Below are 16,967 nucleotides of genomic sequence, written 5' to 3'. Positions count from 1 at the left end.
CTATTATGCCTAAGCTTAGCCAGCTGGCCTGTTGCTTCCTTGCATCAGGCACTTTGATTCTGACCGGTTGTCAGCAGATCGCGCAACCCAAACAACCTGCCACATCGGCAATTCCAACTGCTGAAAATGAATTCCAGCTCCAAGGCAAGATTGGTGTGCGTACCCCACAACAAAGTGGCAGTGCCTTCTTCACCTGGGCACAGCAGCAGGAACAATTTGATATTGAACTAACGGGTATTCTGGGCGTAGGCAAAACCCAGATCACTGGCCAACCTGGTCAAGTTTCGCTAAATAGCGCCAAAACAGGTCTGATTAAAGCTGCTACACCAGAAGAGCTACTGCAACGTGCAACTGGCTGGCAGGCACCGATTACCCATCTGGTCGATTGGGTACAGGCTCGTCCTGCGACCAGCAATGCCCAATTGCAAAAAGATGATACTCAACGCATCAGCCAGATTATTGAAGATGGCTGGACCGTGGATCTCAGTTATGCAGCACAGGCACGTCTGCCAAACCGCCTGATTTTAAAACAGACACTTGGGAATGGCGGTGAAAACCGTATTACAATGGTGATTCAAAATCGTTAATGCATTTGATTGAAACTTAACCATGATTCGTGTTCCCTCGCCTTCTAAACTGAATTTGTTTCTCCACATTACGGGTTGCCGACCAGATGGTTATCATGAGCTGCAAAGTATTTTTCAGCTGATTGATTTGTGCGACTGGCTGGAGTTTGAGCAAACTGCAGATAAACAGATTCAGATTGAAGGGCTGGCATCTGTCGATCTGGAACAAAACCTGATCTATCGTGCGATTCAGGTGCTTAAACCTTATGCAAAAGCTTATTCGGGTCTAAAAATCCGTCTGGAAAAAAATATTCCGATGGGTGCTGGACTGGGTGGTGGTTCATCGAATGCTGCCACCACTTTAATTGTCGTGAACCAGCTTTGGGATTGTGGGCTAACAATTGAGCAGTTAGCTGAACTGGGTGTCAAGCTTGGTGCCGACGTGCCGATCTTTGTTTATGGCCGAAATGCATGGGCAGAAGGCATCGGTGAACACTTAACATTCATTGACTTAGATCAAAAACAGTTCATTGTGCTCAAACCTGACTGTTTTATCAGCACTCAACTGCTTTTTTCACAAAAAACGTTGACAAGAGACACGAAGAGCTCTAAATTTTGCGCCTATCAGATAACGCCATCTGATTTCGGAAATAACTTTGAGCCACTGGCAAGAAGCTTATATCCTGAAGTCGATGAAGCAATGCAGTATCTCGACCAGTTCGGTGTTGCAAAGCTTACAGGTACAGGTGCCTGCGTGTTTATCGAAGTAACTGAAAAGATGAATGTAACCAACATTCTTGAAAATGCACCATGTAAAGCTTACCTGGTGAATAGTTTACAAGAATCACCATTACGTCATTTTAAGGTTTGTTAGGGGTATCGCCAAGTGGTAAGGCAGCGGGTTTTGATCTCGCCATCCGTTGGTTCGAATCCAGCTACCCCTGCCATTTTTCACCTGTAGATGTACTGTAGTAGGGGCGTCGCCAAGTGGTAAGGCAGCGGGTTTTGATCTCGCCATCCGTTGGTTCGAATCCAGCCGCCCCTGCCATCTTACAGTCATCAAATTAGGGGCGTCGCCAAGTGGTAAGGCAGCGGGTTTTGATCTCGCCATCCGTTGGTTCGAATCCAGCCGCCCCTGCCATTTTCTCAAAAAAGACAGGACATGGTTTTGCAGTAAGAGTGTTAATTTACCTTGACACAATACCGCAAAAATATTAAAGTTCTGCCGCATTAGGGGTATCGCCAAGTGGTAAGGCACCGGGTTTTGATCCCGGCATTCGTTGGTTCGAATCCAGCTACCCCTGCCATCTACTTCCATACATACCAACCGCCAAGGGTGCTTCATGCCCAATCTTGTCGTTTTTAGTGGAACCGCGCATCCACAATTCGCTCAAAAAGTCGTAAGTCACTTACATATTCCTCTAGGTGCTGCATCTGTTTCTACCTTTTCTGATGGTGAAATTGCTGTAGAAATCACTGAGAATGTACGTGGTAAAGACGTATTTATCGTACAACCTACTTGTGCCCCAACGAACGACAACCTAATGGAAGTCCTCGTGATGGCTGACGCGCTGCGTCGTGCAAGTGCTGGTCGTATTACCGCCGTTATTCCTTACTTCGGTTATGCCCGTCAAGACCGTCGTCCTCGTTCTAGCCGTGTACCAATTACCGCAAAAGTTGTTGCAGATATGCTGACGACTGTGGGTATTGACCGTGTAGTGATGATCGACCTTCATGCTGACCAAATCCAAGGCTTCTTCGATATCCCTGTAGACAACATCTACGGTACTCCAGCATTGCTTGCTGACTTACGTCAACAACAGCATCATAACCTGATGGTTGTTTCTCCTGACGTGGGGGGTGTAGTACGTGCTCGTGCTGTTGCGAAACAGATGGGTGATATCGACCTGGCAATCATCGATAAACGTCGTCAAAAAGCGAATGAATCACAAGTGATGCATTTGATTGGTGATGTAAAAGATCGTGACTGTGTCATTGTTGATGACATGGTGGATACAGCGGGTACGCTTTGCAAAGCAGCTGATGCATTGAAAACTTTTGGTGCTCGTAAAGTGGTGGCTTATGCAACTCACCCGGTACTGTCTGGTAAAGCGATTGAAAATCTTAAAAATTCTGTCATCGACGAATTGGTTGTAACTGATACCATTCCGCTTTCAGAAGAAGCTTTATCTCTTGGTAAGATTCGCCAGGTTTCAGTAGCAAGCATGGTTGCTGAAACAATTCGTCGTATTAACAACGAAGAATCTATTAGCGCAATGTTCGATTCTTATCTATAATAGTGTGCTGAATTTCCAAAGCCCTGCCATTTGGCGGGGCTTTCTATCACCGGATCGGTCGCAGGTCCGGTTCATTTAAACTTAAATAGGATGTCTATCATGGCAAACTTCGTATTAAACGCAGAAGCACGTGAAGTAGCACAACAAGGGAAAGGTTCGAGCCGCCGCCTTCGTCATGCTGCTAAAGTTCCAGCGATCATCTACGGTGGCGAAGCTGCTCCTGTAGCTGTTACTCTTGAACTTCGTGAGCTTGTTAAAGCTTTAGAAAGCAATGCTTTCTTTGAAGAAGTTGTTGAAATCAACATCGACGGCAAAACTGAAAGCGTTAAAATCCAAGCGCTTCAACGTCACCCAGCTAAAAACACACCTATGCACGCTGACTTCAAACGCGCATAAGTGTTGATGGTGTAAATTAGTGTCAAATATTTCACTGATTGTAGGTTTGGGCAACCCAGGTTCTGAGTATGCCCAGACCCGCCATAATGCAGGCTTCTGGTTCGTAGAACGCCTTGCCGAACAATATGGCATTTCCCTCAAAAAAGACCCAAAATTCAATGGATTTAGCGGTCGTGGTAATATCGAAGGCCAAGACGTTCGTCTACTTCTTCCAACAACATTCATGAATCTTGTCGGTAAAAGTGTTGTTCCCTTTGCCAAATTCTATAATATCGCTCCTGAGTCAATCCTGATCGCACATGATGAGCTGGATATGAATCCAGGAATCATTCGCCTGAAAACTGGCGGTGGTCATGGTGGTCACAATGGTTTGCGCGATATCGTGCCGCACATCGGTCCGAACTTCCATCGCTTACGTATCGGTATTGGTCACCCAGGTTCTAAGGAACGCGTGTCCAGTCATGTACTGAGTAAGGCACCGAGCAGTGAGCAGACTTTAATGGATGACGCGATTGCACATGCCATGAATCGCATCAAGATGCTGGTCAATGGTGAAGTACAACAGGCCATGAACCAAATCAATGCCTATAAACCAAACTGATCATTCTATAAATTGTTGAATAATCTTTCTTGCCATCTTACGCATTTCAGAGCAAAATGCGTTTGCTCGATTGTTCACCATACAGCAAGCAAGATTGATTTAACCAAATGATCAAACTCTTAGGTCAACTCAGGGGACGCTAGCCATGCTATCTCGTTTATTAAAATGCAAAATTCACCGTGCTCACGTTACACATGCAGAACTACACTATGAAGGTTCATGTGCAATTGATGGCGTTTTGATGGATTTGGCTGGCATTCGTGAATACGAAGAAATTCATGTGTGGAACGTGACCAATGGTAAACGTTTTGCAACTTATGCAATTCGTGGCGAAGACAATTCAGGCATCATTTCAGTGAATGGTGGTGCTGCGCATCAGGCTGATGTTGGTGATATCGTAATTATTGCTACATTCGGTGATTTCACTGAAGCTGAAGCAAATGCCCACAAACCACGCCTTGTCTATGCAAATCCAGACAACACGGTGAACCACACAGCGAACTGTATTCCTGTGCAAGTAGCTTAAGTCCAAGATTTTAAAAAGCCCGCAATGATGCGGGCTTTTTTATTGAAAAATACTTCTAAAAATAGACCTTAATTAACTTCCCTGTACCCAGTCTTTTTGGCTTTCGCAATTTAAAGCTCGTAGATTCTGATCCACCAGATTCGCCAATAAAGCCTGTCCATTATCTTTAACTTTAATCTCGGCATATTTTGCGTTGTGATAGCATGGCTCCAATCCTTCTGCAAACAGAAAGCTATTCGCTGCCGGATATAAATTGGCCAATCGGTTGGAAGGATTTTTTAGAAGCAAACGCGCGGAAGTTCCCAGATGAGTTTTTAAAAGATTTTCATCCAAGCTGGTTTGAATCACACGATGCTGATCATCTAGCTGCACATAGCTTAAAAGATGTGTCTGATCCTGAATACGCTTTTCTAAGGCTGCAATTTTCTTATCCGCTAAACCACCCTCTTCTCCACGGTCAGCTTCAGCATCACCCTCGAAATGCAGCTCATAATTCAGTGCCATATAATCGCCTTGCAAGATTGAGCGCGGATCGACCGGAGCAAGCTCAACAAAGATGGACTGGCTGTTCGCTAAATGATGTTCATGTTTCAGGGTCAGCCCCACAAAGAGCAGAATACTGAATCCGGCCAGAATCAGAGGAAGAAACTTTTTCATGCAGTTTCCTCCTGACCAGATCTAATCCTTACCTGCTTTAAGCCATAGACCATGCACCAAACCATGAGACCTGAGATGAAAATCGTGAGGCTCTTTACCAGGAAACTCAGCCCCAGATTGTAATACAGCATCCATAACCAAAAGATCAGCAATAAAATCGACAGGGCTTGCATCAGCCGTTGCTGATAGACTACAGCCCAAGCCATGAGCAGCATAATGATAAAAATTTCAAAATAGCCCAGCAGGATCAGTAATAAACCCAGAACCGGAATTAACCACAGCCATTTTTCAGAAAATTGTTGCCAGTTTTGCCAAATAAAACTGAACAACAATAAGCTCGGAAGAATATAAAATAGCAAGACTTGCTCAAAGCTGATCTGTCCGATGCTCTGCCAATGCTCCAATCCAGTTAGCGCCTGAACCACCGCTGAACCTGTCAGCATGGCGATCATCCAGAGAAAGATACTTTTCTGATAATGTGAAGATTGCCAATAACGCGCTGCTAGGAATAGCCCGCTGAAAATGACATAGTTCAAGCTGAGTATGATACTGATCACCGTGTCATCATGTTTAAAAGAATTTTCTAAGATCAGAACCACGATTGCTAATGCATGCGTAATCAGCAGCTGCAGGGTCAGAATAGACCAGTGCATCCGTTTGATTACAGCAAGCCCCAGCATTAGTAATTGTAACAGCCAGACTACAACCCTACTGTCGGTGAGCAGTTCTGTATGAATTAAAACTGCTGCCTGACCACAGATCCACAAGCAATAGGCAAACTGACGCATAAAAACTGAAGCCTGCTGACCCAGCAGTTGCCAGGCGATGCCTATAAAGATGATCCCCATTAAGATCGAAAAGGCTTCCCAGTAAGTCAGTAACAGGACTGCAAGAATAATCCCCGAAATCCAGGCACCGAGTGCCAGAGGAATCACGGAGAATTTGGTTTGTGGAAAAATTCTATTTAAAGCAAAACTGATTAAGGCAAACCAGCCAAAAATCAGCACAGCTAGCACAAATAGTCCAGTAGCTGAATTAGTCAGTTGATTTTCAACCAGTTCAAATACCCATAAGCTCACACTGGCAGCCAAACCTGCAATGAGAAGAATGGCTTCTAGCGCCTGATGTTTCCTATAAAAATAAAATGCGGCACCTGTCGGCAAAACAACTGAAGAAGCTAAATAGATCAGCTTAGAGTGATGGATAAACTGCATCATGCTGCTGATCGAAATCACGATCACACATGCGATAAACAGAAAACGTAGCAGCGCGTAATAGCGCATGGCATACGCAAAGCTAAGTACGGTCAGCAAATTTAGACCGAGCAAATACAGCCCTTCTGCTCTTCCCATCCAGAAGCTCTGTTTAAAATACAGATACAATGTCAGCTGGCTCATTACGCAAAGCATGACAAAAATGCCAATATTGGAGCGATAGAGCCATGGTAAGAGCAAGGCTGACCAGAGCAGAAATAACAGATAACCATCTGCGCCAGTTTGATAAATCTGCCCAATCACTGCCAGACTTAAACCCAGCATGAGACCAGATACTGTATCCAGACTCTGTCTCACCCATTCCTGCTGGTCGAAGTAAATACTTGCTACTGCACTACAGAATAAAATCAGCATCGGGATTGCCAGCTGAACCGGATCCGGTAGCATCCACCAGTTCGCTGCCATTAAATACAGCAAACTGACCGTGATGAGTGCCAAGCCCAAGATTTTTAAATAACGTAGTACTTCTACATTGCAGAACAGCAAGGGCGAAAATAGATTATTTCGAATCAGTTCAGTTTTATGCATTGTTAGAATGATTGAAGGATTTCTAATCTTCCTCACACCATAGCATGTTTCCGCTATTTTGCTAAAAACCTGGGTAATTCAGATTATCTGTTTTGTTTATCTAAAATTCTGCAAATTACTTTCCATTTCAACCATCCCATTTTTTTAAAATCAGGACTATAATGCTCTTACATCGCTTCAGGGCGGGGTGTGATTCCCCACCGGTGGTAATTTCAGCTTTTTATAATCAGGCTTGAATCAGCCCACGAGCGGTCAATTTCGATTGATCTGCAGATCTGGTGCAAATCCAGAGCCGACGGTATAGTCCGGATGAAAGAAGACGAAAGCAGCACCAAGGCTGTATGCCGTGCATACACCTGTTTTTGCTATAAGCCTATTTTCACTCAGTCCTGAAATGTTCAATCATATTTTTAGTTTAGGTGAGCATTTCAATGTCAAGTTTGATTCAACCCGAAATTTTCTTTTCTGCTTTAGCCCCTGCTGAACAACGTATCCTTCAGGCACTCGAAGATCTCCGCCAAGGCAAACCTGTCCTGGTCATGAATGATTTTGACCGTGAAAATGAAGCCGATCTGATTGTGGCAGCTGAAACTTTAACTGTAGAAACCATGGCGCGTATGATTCGTGATGGTTCAGGCATCGTTTGCTTATGTCTGACTGATGAGCTGGCAAATCATTTAGAGTTGCCACCAATGGTACAAGATAACTCTAGTCAGTTTAAAACTGCCTTTACTGTAAGTATCGAAGCAGCAGAGGGTGTAACAACCGGTGTTTCTGCCAAAGACCGCACGACTACAATTAAAACAGCGATTAAAGACGGCGCAGTTGCCAGTGATCTGAATCGTCCTGGTCATGTATTCCCATTACGCGCCCGTGAAGGTGGTGTCTTAACCCGGCGTGGTCATACTGAAGGTACTATTGACCTTGCGCGTCTGGCTGGTTTAAAACCTGCCGGCGTGTTGTGTGAACTGACTAATCCGGATGGCAGCATGGCTTCTGGTATTCAGGTTCTGTCATATGCACAGACGCATCAACTAATCGTAATTACTATTGACGAACTGGTAAAGTATCGCCAGCAACACAATATATAAGTCTATTTAAAAAGAAAATCCCGGCATTTGGTTCGGGATTTTTTGTGTCATGTATATTGATTGAATTAACTGAAGATGGAATAAATTCCATACAGTGCAACCATTAACAAGATCAAGCCGCATAGCCCCAGTAAATGCGGATAAAGCTGAGACCGAGATAATCGCTGAAACCCCAGATACACCAGTGACAGGGTGAGGAAATCCAGAACAATCCAGCTGATTGTCAGAATCACCAAGCTTAAATCGAGGTTTGGGCTAATGCCTATAAATTGCGGAAAAAAGGCGGCAAAGAAAATAATATCCTTGGGATTAGAAATACCTACCAGAAAACCGGTACGAAAGCCGCCCTGTACAGGCTGCAGGCTTTGTGGTCCAGTTGATCCCTGCCCTTGCCAGATTTCCCTGAAAATCTGAACTCCCAGCCAGGCAATATAAAAACAGCCAAGTAGCTTAATGCCATTCAGCCAATTTTCGTTAACAACCAGAAGACCTTTTAGACTGAGAATGGATAAACCAATCAGAACCAGTGAGGCAAAGTTAGTCCCGAAAATAGTCTGCAAGGCATGCTTATAGCCGCCTTTGAGCCCGGCACTAGCGACCAGTAACATTACTGGCCCGGGTGTCGCGATCATGATTACTACGGCCAGACAATACAGCAGATATTCGGTAATATTCACCCCATTCCTCCTTGTCTAATATAGTCAGTATAAAAAAAAGAGGACCTACTCGTCCTCTTCTTCCATCTTGATCAAATGCTGACTCATCCCATCAGCACGCAAGAATGCCAGATCATAACTGGCTTTTGCCAATGCCAATACTCGACGTTCAAATTCATCCCAAATCGGACGTACCTGTTTGTAATGAATGCCTAGGCCACTCTCATCAGTCAAATGCCGGTTTTTTTCACACAATTTTAATGCATGATAGAGCTTACGCCCTTTACTGGCATCATCACGCAACCGCACCCGCTTGGACAATACAAATTTCTCGACATGGGTCATATCTGCCAGAGGTAGCATGGGGACTAGAATCTGATCAAGTTGAGCATCCAGACGTTGCCATACTGCGTTATGCTGTTCAGCCGTATAGGTATTCCACTGAATCACTTCATGATTAAAACGGCGACAACCGCGACATACCGCATCACCAAATACGGTCGAGCAACGCCCTGCACATGGGGTTAAAGATGCAATACGACGATCTGAACTCAAAACTTACTCCAACATTGCTGATCATTTCAGCACAGGCAGGTCTGCAATAATACCGGGTCGGGCAAGACTATACACGCTCTCCTGCATGAATTGAAGTCCCTATAAATGCTATGGGTTTTACTCGCATAATCATGCAAATCACGTTAAAATGTGCGCCTTTCAAATATCATGCTACGTTGGAGTATTCCATGAACGCTACTGTAGAACAGCTTGCACCTGTAGAACAGCAAGCGACGACTGGTTGGGTTGTTGCCGCACTTTATCAATTTAAGGAAGTTCAAGACCCCGCAGGTCTTCAACAACGCCTCCTTGACCTGGTAAAAACCATCGACCTTTGCGGTACTCTAATTGTGGCAGGCGAAGGCATCAACGGTACCGTCGCAGGTAACCGTGAAGCCATCGACAAAGTACATCAGTTCCTTCTGGACGAAGGCTTCAACGAAATGGAATACAAGGAGTCTCATAGCTCTGACAAGCCATTCCGTAAGATGAAGATCAAACTGAAGAAAGAAATCGTGACTTTAGGTGTACCTGTTAAGCCACGTGATCTTGTCGGTCATTATCTTAATCCTAAAGAATGGAATGAGCTGATTGCGCGTGATGACGTGATTCTGGTCGATACCCGTAATGACTACGAATACAAGGCCGGTACATTTAAGGGTGCGATTGACCCGAAAACTGAAACTTTCCGCGAATTCCCAGAATACGTGAAACAGAATCTGGAACAGCATAAAGACAAGAAAATTGCCATGTTCTGTACAGGCGGGATCCGCTGTGAAAAATCAACTTCTTTACTTCTTCAAGAAGGCTTTACTGAGGTTTATCACCTGAAAGGTGGTATTTTGAAATACCTGGAAGAAACCCCACCAGAAGAGAGCCTGTGGGAAGGTGAATGTTTCGTATTTGATGGCCGTACTGCCGTGACTCACGGTATGGAAGAAGGCCAAAATACTAAATGTCACGCATGTGGCTGGCCACTCACTCCTGAGGAGGCAGCATTACCAAGCTATGAACACGGCGTATCTTGTGTGTACTGTATTGACAAAACAACTGAGAAGCAAAAAGAAGGCTTCCGTATGCGCCAGTCACAAATCCTTGCTGCAAAACGTAAACGTTTATAATGTGTAGAATGTAACTAGATGTATAAAAGCCCTCATTTGAGGGCTTTTTTTTACACAAACTTCACAATCGAAATAAAAATCTCAACACGCTTTTACCAAGATTCCCCTTTAAAAGGAAAAAGTCTTGATAATCTATATGCAGTAATCATTTTCCACCTAAGTGTTTAATTACTAAATATATTTTTTATATGAAAAGGAACACAAAATGGCAAAATCCTACGCAAAATATGAAGATAATATTGTTCAGTTTCAACGCAAGGATCAGGTAAAAGTACAGCGGACTGTTGAAGTCATGGACCAGCTGGAACATGAATCACATCTTTTTATTGTTGTGCTAGGAACTGTTATTGGTGCGATCTTAGCGCTATTTATTGGCTATCACATCAACACTGGCATCGTGCAATTTTTGCTTTTAAGTATATTGCCAATATTCAGTGCCTATCTGCTGCGTCGAGTTTATATCTATACCCTCACGCATAGCTAATTTGTGCGATCTACAATTTATCTACTTTACCCATTCTGGAATACTCCGTAGGATAAAAGCAGTATTTTCAATCAACTGCTGCTTATGAATCTGACTGACTGGATTATTTCTATTATGGAACAGCTGGGCTATTGGGGTATTGCCCTGCTCATGTTCCTCGACAATGTCTTCCCGCCTATTCCCTCTGAAATCATTATGCCATCTGCAGGCTATTCCGCGTCCCAAGGTCAATTAGTACTGGCCGGCGTGATCATTGCGGGTTGCATCGGCTCCCTGCTGGCTGCTGCCTTACTTTACTGGATTGGTTATAAATTCAGTCATGAATCGATTTTCAGATTTGTCGACCGCTATGGTAAATATCTGTTTATTAAGTCTGATGATGTAAAAAAATCTTTAGTATGGTTCGAGCAGTATGGTCATCGCATTGTTTTTGCTGGACGTATGATTCCCGCAGTACGCTCTCTAATCAGTATTCCTGCTGGAATGAGTCGTATGCCCTTCTGGAAATTCATGTTTTATAGCAGCTTGGGAACCATCATCTGGACGACTTTCCTGGCCTGTGTTGGATTTTATTTCGGCGAAAATCAGAACTTGATGCATCAGATTTTTAGCAAGGTCAGTTACATCATTATTGCAATTGTAGCGATTATTATCGGCTGGGTTCTGTACCGTAGACATCAACGCAAAAATCGTCCATCCTGAACAGTAAGTCCTGTTAAGGAGGCCAGAACGATGTCGCATTATCTTAAATATTTTGCAGCCGTTTATCTTGCCTTGCTGGTTTTGTTCGGCATGATTGTGTATTGGTTAAACTTGGGTGCCATTATCTTCATTCCTCCATTAATTGCAGCAGCATTCTTGAGTGCCCGGCATTTTGTGTATAAGGAACTGCGTGTACCTGACGCCAAGGAAAAAAATACCTTGGTCTGGGGCTCTACCATTATTGCCATGAGCCTCGGCTTTATTTTTATCTTGGTGATGATCTGGCTGCACCCTTATACCGAGGAAATTCTACACCGAATGAACTATACAGGCCGAGGCCCAAATTCATTTATTGTCGCTGCCTTGATTGCCTTGCATGCTGCCCTGTTTCATGTCGCCTATCATGGCTATAGCCGCTATAGCTTGGCTAAACAGCCAAAGAAACACGCTTAATTTCAATGTAATTCAAATCATGTCACGTGATCCTTTTATGCTTCACGTGACATTCGTCGTATTCTTTTAATTTATCTTGCTGAATATTCGAGCACCTTATTATTAAAATAAACAAACTTGTTGGTAGAGTATTTCCCATTTTTAACCACACAAGCAACAACAATAAAAACACAATATTTGAGATAAAAATGATGATTAAAAAATATTTTGGCTATTTCACTATAGTTTATCTGGTCGCGATTCTGCTTATCGCTGGTTTAAATATGTTTATCGATTTGCCTGGCAGCAGCACTGCCATCCCAGCATTATTCGGTGCAGGGGCAGCGGCAGCGATCAAATTTGTTCAGGATCAACAGCGTCTACCAAGTGTTATAGAGAAAAAACAGTTAATTTGGGGGTGTCTAGGCATTAGCGTGCTAATTGGCTTGATCTTATCCTTATCAATATTGGGTATTGCAGAACAACGGGAAATTATCCTCGGTATGCTGGAATCTTTATCTTTTGGCATCTGGATAAGCGTATTGCTGCTAGGCTTGGCGATTCAATATGTTGTCCTTGCCTTATGTTTCGGCTGGATGAGTAAAAACGCACTTAAAGGTTTGGAAGCCAAAAAACAGGCTAAAGAATAGTTGCTTAGCTTAAAATTACAGATATGAAAAGCAGATATGAAAAAAGCACCCGAAGGTGCTTTTTTGATTTGGGAAAATTAGTCTGGTGTGTGATACATCAGGTACAATTCATTCAGGTTTTCTGGAATTTCTTCCGCAAGCTCGTCCATTAACTGGCCGTTACGACGGAAAGTTTCCATTTGTGGGTCTTCTTCATCAATCCCACTGAAGACCATGATTGGCAGGGTTAAATCCACCAGCTGTTCTTCAAATTCTTCTGCAAACCATGCTTCTTCGTTCAGGAACATGGCATCAACAAAGCCCACACTCCAGTCACCAAGACTTGATTCGGTATCTGCTTCCTCGATTTCAAACGGGAAAGTGATGCCTTCTTCATTGGCCAAGCTTTGACGGATAGACTCCAGCCATACTTTAACCTGTTCGATGATTGCTGCTGGAACTTTTTTCTGATTGTTATCAAAAAGCTCATCCAGCCATCTGTCAAACTGCGGACCTACTGCAATTGCACACAGGAAACCGTGAGTTGCCGCGAAATCCAGACCATACTCATTTTGGTCGCCATCCAGATAGTCACTCAACAGGTCTAAATCTAAAGCACTCATCTAATATCCAAACTTAGAAATTCCGAAAGGCCTAGCATAGCATTTATTCAGGCCATGCTAAATCCGAATTGCTTAATCTTCGTCGTCGAAGTCATCGTCATCGTCGAAGTCGTAGTCAAAATCTTTGAGTTCGCGCTCGAGGCGGCGTTGAGTCAACAGGTCATCAATCAGACGACGTTTTTCCAACGACTCTTTTGCGCTGAGCTTGCTGGAAGCCTCATCGAAGCTAACATCATCATCACCGTAGTTATCATCTAGTTCAAAATCTGTAGAAGACACTAAAACTACCTCATTGTGAAAAATGTAAAGGGTCCTAGGCGCTATTTATCTTGCCTAAAAATACTTGTCAAGTTTTATTTAAATTTTAGTATCTTAAATTTGTAAATAGGGCTTTTTTTCCAAGTAAATTGTATGGCATGATATAATCCACCCTGCGTCCTTATATTTTTTGACTATATATTTTTGGTCGGATACAGATACGCCGGGGCTGGACTTGAAAATAACAAATTCATCCCCATCTTAAATTACTGAATTTCATTTTAAATATTTTGTCAGACAGCCTTAATGCTGAATACTCTGATGAAATATGTAGGCTATTCACTAAATTTAATGAGCTTAAGTCGTGCAGAGTTGTACGATTTTTTACTGTCACAGATTCAACGAAGAGTAAGCAAAGATGAGCGATATGACTTCCCCTACTTCGCAAGTAGCGGCTCTGATTAGCCGAGGCAAAGAACAAGGTTATTTAACCTTCGCTGAGGTTAACGATCATCTCCCGGACTCAATCACAGAAAGTGAACAGATTGAAGATATCATTCAGATGTTGAATGACGTCGGCATTCCGGTACATGATCGCGCGCCTGAATCTGATGATGCGATGTTTGAGGATACTGCAGAAGCTGCCGATGAAGTTGCAGAAGAAGAAGCTGCAGCAGTACTTGCATCTGTAGAAAATGAGCCAGGTCGTACAACTGACCCAGTACGTATGTATATGCGTGAAATGGGTACCGTTGAACTTTTAACGCGTGAAGGCGAAATCAGCATTGCAAAACGTATTGAAGAAGGGATCCGTGACGTTCTTCACTCCATTGCTTACTGGCCAAATGCCGTAGAAGTTGTACTACAAGAATACAAAGATTATGAAGCTGGCGAACGTCGCCTAGCCGACCTTCTTTCAGGTTATTTAGACCCTGAAACTGATGATGATATTCCAGAAGTGCTGGAAGAAGTCGCTGACATCGAAGAAGATGAAGAAGCAACTACCAAGTCAACCAAAGATGTAAAACTGGATGATGAGGAAGATGAAGAAGAGTCTGACAGTGATGACGATTCTGAAGGTGACTCAGGTCCAGATCCAGAAATCGCTAAAGTTCGTTTTGCTGAACTTTCAGATGCATGGAAAAATACCAAGGCTGTCATTGAAAAACATGGCCGCAACAGCAAAGAAGCAGAAGAGGCACTACAAGCTTTAGCTACTGTGTTCATGATGTTCAAGTTCACACCGCGCCTGTTCGATATCATTTCTGAAATGATTCGTGGTACCCACGACCAGATCCGTAGTGCAGAACGTGAAGTAATGCGTTATGCAGTCCGTCGTGGCCGCATGGACCGCACCCAGTTCCGTACTTCTTTCCCGGGTCAGGAATCTAATCCAGCCTGGTTAGATGAGCAAATTGCGAAAGCACCTGCCGATCAAAAAGCTTATCTGGAAAAAGTACGCCCTGACGTGCTGGCATTCCAGCAAAAGATTGCAGACATTGAAAAAGAACTTGATCTGAAAGTTCGTGACATCAAAGACATCGCCAAACGTATGGCGGTGGGTGAAGCGAAAGCGCGCCGTGCCAAGAAAGAAATGGTTGAAGCGAACTTACGTCTGGTCATTTCGATTGCGAAGAAATATACCAACCGTGGCTTGCAGTTCCTGGATCTGATTCAGGAAGGTAACATTGGTCTGATGAAAGCCGTAGACAAGTTTGAATACCGTCGTGGTTACAAGTTCTCGACTTATGCAACCTGGTGGATTCGTCAGGCGATTACCCGTTCAATCGCGGATCAGGCACGTACTATCCGTATTCCAGTACACATGATCGAAACCATTAACAAGATCAACCGTGTATCTCGTCAATTGCTTCAGGAAATGGGCCGTGAACCGACTCCGGAAGAACTGGGCGAACGTCTGGAAATGGATGAAGTGAAGGTTCGTAAAGTACTTAAAATCGCCAAAGAACCGATTTCGATGGAAACACCGATCGGTGATGATGAAGATTCGCATTTGGGTGACTTCATTGAAGACAGCAACATCACCTCTCCTGTGGATGCGGCAACGTCAGAAGGCCTGAAAGAAGCGACGCGTGAAGTACTGGAAAACCTGACTGAACGTGAAGCGAAAGTCCTGAAAATGCGTTTTGGTATCGACATGCCAACTGACCATACCTTGGAAGAAGTAGGTAAGCAGTTCGACGTAACCCGTGAACGTATCCGTCAGATTGAAGCGAAAGCCTTACGTAAGCTGCGTCATCCTTCCCGTTCTGAACACCTGCGTTCATTCCTTGAGAATGATTAAGATTTGATGCTTGTTCTGGAGACTTGAAATTTGTTTCAGGGTCTCCATTTTAACTAGCCAAGACAGACCCAAACGCCTGCATGATTGCAGGCGTTTCAAATAAGGGGACTACCATGTTAGACCGTACACCTTCTCGCGAATTACAGGAACATCTCTGGGTGTTCCCGATGGACTATCCGATCAAACTGATTGGCCTTGCTGGTATTGAGTTGCATCAGGCCGTAAATGAGATCTTTGTAAAGCATTTTCCTGAATTTGATGGCAGTAAAATGACCGTTACGCCTTCACGTACAGGTAAATATCATTCGATCACTGCACAGCTCCGTTTCCTTGAACTGGAACAGGTACATGCTGTTTATGCAGATCTGGCTGCTTGTCCTTTGATCAAAACTGCGCTTTAAGACAGCTCAGGCCGTAATAAGAAACACGCTTCAGGGCGTGTTTTTTTATATCTGTGAATTGGTAATTGAGAATTACTGTGAATCACTCCCCTATCACGGCTTGAAATCATTATAATTATTGGCAGTATTTTTTAATCTTTCCAAGGACGCACACTGTGACTGATGCGGTTCAAAAACCCTGCCTGATTATTCGTCAATATAATGACCTGACTCCCTACGAAGACCGCTTTCTGGAAATGAAAGCCCTGACTGAAAACCGTGATGAAAACACCCCGGATGAGTTGTGGATTTTGCAGCACCATGATGTACTGACCCAAGGTCAGGCAGGTAAACCCGAACATATTCTGATTCCAACCGATATTCCCGTGATTCAAACCGACCGTGGTGGTCAAGTTACTTGGCATGGTCCGGGCCAGCTGGTGGCGTATTTTATGTTTGACCTGAACCGTCTTGGCTGGAATGTCCGTACGCTGGTGTCCTATGCCGAAAACCTGATGATTGAGCTACTCAAGAAGCATAATATTGAAGCCTATGCCAAACCGGATGCACCCGGTGTCTATGTCAATGAACGCAAGATTGGTTCCCTCGGCTTTAAAATCCGTAAAGGTCGTAGCTATCATGGTCTTTCCTTGAATATTGACTGTGACCTGACAGGTTTCCATACCATCAATCCATGTGGCTATGCAGGACTGGAAATGGTCTGCATTAACGACTTGGTCAATAACCCGCCAAAATTTGCTGACTTGTGTGTCGAAATTATTGAAACTTTAACCAGCAGCGGTTACTTTAAGGACGTTAGCGTCGAGCAAAGATAAAGCCTTTGCATTTCAATAATAAATAAATTAGAGTAATTACTCTAAACTAA

The 16,967-nt window shown here is 43.7% G+C and carries 21 protein-coding genes, 4 tRNA genes and 1 riboswitch; of the genes, 19 read left to right on the top strand and 6 right to left on the bottom strand.

The window, feature by feature from the left end:
- Nucleotides 1-5: 5 nt before the first annotated feature.
- From lolB to panD, 10 genes are all read left to right on the top strand, one after another.
- Nucleotides 6-587, top strand: a complete 582-nt coding sequence (lolB, locus tag BK820_RS04440) for a lipoprotein insertase outer membrane protein LolB (RefSeq protein WP_004891964.1) — start codon at nt 6-8, stop codon at nt 585-587.
- A gap of 22 nt (nt 588-609) precedes the next feature.
- Complete coding sequence (ispE, locus tag BK820_RS04435; RefSeq protein WP_008307607.1) at nt 610-1,440, top strand: 4-(cytidine 5'-diphospho)-2-C-methyl-D-erythritol kinase; 831 nt, start codon at nt 610-612, stop codon at nt 1,438-1,440.
- Nucleotides 1,439-1,513: transfer RNA gene (locus BK820_RS04430), tRNA-Gln, on the top strand. The genes ispE and BK820_RS04430 overlap by 2 nt, the downstream gene beginning before the upstream one ends.
- Nucleotides 1,514-1,539: 26 nt before the next feature.
- Nucleotides 1,540-1,614, top strand: a tRNA-Gln gene (locus BK820_RS04425).
- 18 nt (nt 1,615-1,632) lie between these two features.
- A tRNA-Gln gene (locus tag BK820_RS04420) sits at nt 1,633-1,707 on the top strand.
- 91 nt (nt 1,708-1,798) lie between these two features.
- Nucleotides 1,799-1,873: transfer RNA gene (locus tag BK820_RS04415), tRNA-Gln, on the top strand.
- A 36-nt stretch (nt 1,874-1,909) separates the two neighbouring features.
- The gene (locus tag BK820_RS04410) at nt 1,910-2,863 is read left to right on the top strand and encodes a ribose-phosphate pyrophosphokinase (protein WP_048882398.1); all 954 of its coding nucleotides are present in this window, start codon (nt 1,910-1,912) and stop codon (nt 2,861-2,863) included.
- Nucleotides 2,864-2,962: 99 nt separating this feature from the next.
- On the top strand, nt 2,963-3,259 hold the full coding sequence (gene rplY, locus BK820_RS04405; protein WP_004814908.1) for a 50S ribosomal protein L25: 297 nt from the start codon (nt 2,963-2,965) through the stop codon (nt 3,257-3,259).
- 19 nt (nt 3,260-3,278) lie between these two features.
- A complete protein-coding gene (pth, locus tag BK820_RS04400) occupies nt 3,279-3,860 on the top strand; it encodes an aminoacyl-tRNA hydrolase (protein WP_071320222.1) in 582 nt (193 codons plus the stop codon).
- Nucleotides 3,861-4,005: 145 nt separating this feature from the next.
- The gene (gene panD / locus BK820_RS04395) at nt 4,006-4,386 is read left to right on the top strand and encodes an aspartate 1-decarboxylase (RefSeq protein ID WP_008307603.1); all 381 of its coding nucleotides are present in this window, start codon (nt 4,006-4,008) and stop codon (nt 4,384-4,386) included.
- A gap of 72 nt (nt 4,387-4,458) precedes the next feature.
- On the opposite strand, the gene BK820_RS04390 is transcribed toward panD, so the two are convergent.
- The gene (locus tag BK820_RS04390; RefSeq protein ID WP_071320221.1) at nt 4,459-5,043 is read right to left on the bottom strand and encodes a GDYXXLXY domain-containing protein; all 585 of its coding nucleotides are present in this window, start codon (nt 5,041-5,043) and stop codon (nt 4,459-4,461) included.
- Nucleotides 5,040-6,845 carry a DUF2157 domain-containing protein gene (locus tag BK820_RS04385; RefSeq protein ID WP_071320220.1) on the bottom strand — a complete coding sequence of 602 codons (1,806 nt, stop codon included), beginning with the start codon at nt 6,843-6,845 and terminating at the stop codon, nt 5,040-5,042. Before BK820_RS04385 ends, BK820_RS04390 begins: the two co-directional genes overlap by 4 nt.
- A gap of 170 nt (nt 6,846-7,015) precedes the next feature.
- Nucleotides 7,016-7,170, top strand: a riboswitch (FMN riboswitch).
- A 106-nt stretch (nt 7,171-7,276) separates the two neighbouring features.
- Here BK820_RS04385 and ribB point away from each other — a divergent pair.
- Entirely contained in the window at nt 7,277-7,936 is a 660-nt protein-coding gene (gene ribB / locus BK820_RS04380; RefSeq protein WP_071320219.1) for a 3,4-dihydroxy-2-butanone-4-phosphate synthase, read from the top strand.
- 65 nt (nt 7,937-8,001) lie between these two features.
- Here ribB and BK820_RS04375 read toward each other — a convergent pair whose 3' ends face one another.
- Together BK820_RS04375 and BK820_RS04370 are read right to left on the bottom strand one after the other, a co-directional pair.
- On the bottom strand, nt 8,002-8,613 hold the full coding sequence (locus BK820_RS04375) for a LysE family translocator (RefSeq protein WP_004814902.1): 612 nt from the start codon (nt 8,611-8,613) through the stop codon (nt 8,002-8,004).
- Nucleotides 8,614-8,658: 45 nt separating this feature from the next.
- Nucleotides 8,659-9,147: a DUF1289 domain-containing protein gene (locus BK820_RS04370; protein WP_071320218.1), complete on the bottom strand. Its 489-nt coding sequence runs from the start codon at nt 9,145-9,147 to the stop codon at nt 8,659-8,661.
- Nucleotides 9,148-9,335: 188 nt separating this feature from the next.
- On the opposite strand from BK820_RS04370, the gene trhO reads away from it, so the two are divergent.
- From trhO to BK820_RS04345, 5 genes are all read left to right on the top strand, one after another.
- Complete coding sequence (trhO, locus tag BK820_RS04365) at nt 9,336-10,268, top strand: oxygen-dependent tRNA uridine(34) hydroxylase TrhO (RefSeq protein WP_071320217.1); 933 nt, start codon at nt 9,336-9,338, stop codon at nt 10,266-10,268.
- A 205-nt stretch (nt 10,269-10,473) separates the two neighbouring features.
- A complete protein-coding gene (locus tag BK820_RS04360; RefSeq protein WP_071320216.1) occupies nt 10,474-10,752 on the top strand; it encodes an FUSC family protein in 279 nt (92 codons plus the stop codon).
- Nucleotides 10,753-10,836: 84 nt separating this feature from the next.
- Nucleotides 10,837-11,454: a DedA family protein gene (locus BK820_RS04355; RefSeq protein WP_071320215.1), complete on the top strand. Its 618-nt coding sequence runs from the start codon at nt 10,837-10,839 to the stop codon at nt 11,452-11,454.
- 30 nt (nt 11,455-11,484) lie between these two features.
- The gene (locus tag BK820_RS04350) at nt 11,485-11,907 is read left to right on the top strand and encodes an ABZJ_00895 family protein (protein WP_071320214.1); all 423 of its coding nucleotides are present in this window, start codon (nt 11,485-11,487) and stop codon (nt 11,905-11,907) included.
- Between the two features lie 188 nt (nt 11,908-12,095).
- Nucleotides 12,096-12,536, top strand: a complete 441-nt coding sequence (locus BK820_RS04345) for an ABZJ_00895 family protein (protein WP_071320213.1) — start codon at nt 12,096-12,098, stop codon at nt 12,534-12,536.
- Between the two features lie 77 nt (nt 12,537-12,613).
- Here BK820_RS04345 and BK820_RS04340 read toward each other — a convergent pair whose 3' ends face one another.
- Together BK820_RS04340 and BK820_RS04335 are read right to left on the bottom strand one after the other, a co-directional pair.
- The gene (locus BK820_RS04340; protein WP_004814890.1) at nt 12,614-13,138 is read right to left on the bottom strand and encodes a YecA/YgfB family protein; all 525 of its coding nucleotides are present in this window, start codon (nt 13,136-13,138) and stop codon (nt 12,614-12,616) included.
- 72 nt (nt 13,139-13,210) lie between these two features.
- Nucleotides 13,211-13,417: a PA3496 family putative envelope integrity protein gene (locus BK820_RS04335; protein WP_004814888.1), complete on the bottom strand. Its 207-nt coding sequence runs from the start codon at nt 13,415-13,417 to the stop codon at nt 13,211-13,213.
- Nucleotides 13,418-13,814: 397 nt separating this feature from the next.
- Between BK820_RS04335 and rpoD the strand changes: the two genes are divergently transcribed.
- The 3 genes from rpoD (at nt 13,815) to lipB (ending at nt 16,917) form a co-directional block, all read left to right on the top strand.
- A complete protein-coding gene (rpoD, locus tag BK820_RS04330) occupies nt 13,815-15,701 on the top strand; it encodes an RNA polymerase sigma factor RpoD (RefSeq protein WP_004891926.1) in 1,887 nt (628 codons plus the stop codon).
- A 113-nt stretch (nt 15,702-15,814) separates the two neighbouring features.
- Nucleotides 15,815-16,102, top strand: a complete 288-nt coding sequence (locus BK820_RS04325; RefSeq protein WP_004814884.1) for a YbeD family protein — start codon at nt 15,815-15,817, stop codon at nt 16,100-16,102.
- Between the two features lie 155 nt (nt 16,103-16,257).
- Nucleotides 16,258-16,917: a lipoyl(octanoyl) transferase LipB gene (gene lipB / locus BK820_RS04320; protein ID WP_071320212.1), complete on the top strand. Its 660-nt coding sequence runs from the start codon at nt 16,258-16,260 to the stop codon at nt 16,915-16,917.
- Nucleotides 16,918-16,967 lie beyond the last annotated feature (50 nt).

It is taken from the genome of Acinetobacter sp. LCT-H3, assembly GCF_001866125.1.
Classification (GTDB): domain Bacteria; phylum Pseudomonadota; class Gammaproteobacteria; order Pseudomonadales; family Moraxellaceae; genus Acinetobacter; species Acinetobacter schindleri.
This window is presented reverse-complemented; position numbering and strand designations above follow the sequence as displayed.

Bases quoted from the DNA above. Each gene is read 5' to 3' on its own strand.
- lolB (WP_004891964.1), top strand. From the start codon at position 6: ATGCCTAAGCTTAGCCAGCTGGCCTGTTGCTTCCTTGCATCAGGCACT.
- ispE (WP_008307607.1), top strand. From the start codon at position 610: ATGATTCGTGTTCCCTCGCCTTCTAAACTGAATTTGTTTCTCCACATT.
- BK820_RS04410 (WP_048882398.1), top strand. From the start codon at position 1,910: ATGCCCAATCTTGTCGTTTTTAGTGGAACCGCGCATCCACAATTCGCT.
- rplY (WP_004814908.1), top strand. From the start codon at position 2,963: ATGGCAAACTTCGTATTAAACGCAGAAGCACGTGAAGTAGCACAACAA.
- panD (WP_008307603.1), top strand. From the start codon at position 4,006: ATGCTATCTCGTTTATTAAAATGCAAAATTCACCGTGCTCACGTTACA.
- BK820_RS04390 (WP_071320221.1), bottom strand. From the start codon at position 5,043: ATGAAAAAGTTTCTTCCTCTGATTCTGGCCGGATTCAGTATTCTGCTC.
- BK820_RS04385 (WP_071320220.1), bottom strand. From the start codon at position 6,845: ATGCATAAAACTGAACTGATTCGAAATAATCTATTTTCGCCCTTGCTG.
- ribB (WP_071320219.1), top strand. From the start codon at position 7,277: ATGTCAAGTTTGATTCAACCCGAAATTTTCTTTTCTGCTTTAGCCCCT.
- trhO (WP_071320217.1), top strand. From the start codon at position 9,336: ATGAACGCTACTGTAGAACAGCTTGCACCTGTAGAACAGCAAGCGACG.
- BK820_RS04360 (WP_071320216.1), top strand. From the start codon at position 10,474: ATGGCAAAATCCTACGCAAAATATGAAGATAATATTGTTCAGTTTCAA.
- BK820_RS04355 (WP_071320215.1), top strand. From the start codon at position 10,837: ATGAATCTGACTGACTGGATTATTTCTATTATGGAACAGCTGGGCTAT.
- BK820_RS04350 (WP_071320214.1), top strand. From the start codon at position 11,485: ATGTCGCATTATCTTAAATATTTTGCAGCCGTTTATCTTGCCTTGCTG.
- BK820_RS04345 (WP_071320213.1), top strand. From the start codon at position 12,096: ATGATGATTAAAAAATATTTTGGCTATTTCACTATAGTTTATCTGGTC.
- BK820_RS04340 (WP_004814890.1), bottom strand. From the start codon at position 13,138: ATGAGTGCTTTAGATTTAGACCTGTTGAGTGACTATCTGGATGGCGAC.
- rpoD (WP_004891926.1), top strand. From the start codon at position 13,815: ATGAGCGATATGACTTCCCCTACTTCGCAAGTAGCGGCTCTGATTAGC.
- BK820_RS04325 (WP_004814884.1), top strand. From the start codon at position 15,815: ATGTTAGACCGTACACCTTCTCGCGAATTACAGGAACATCTCTGGGTG.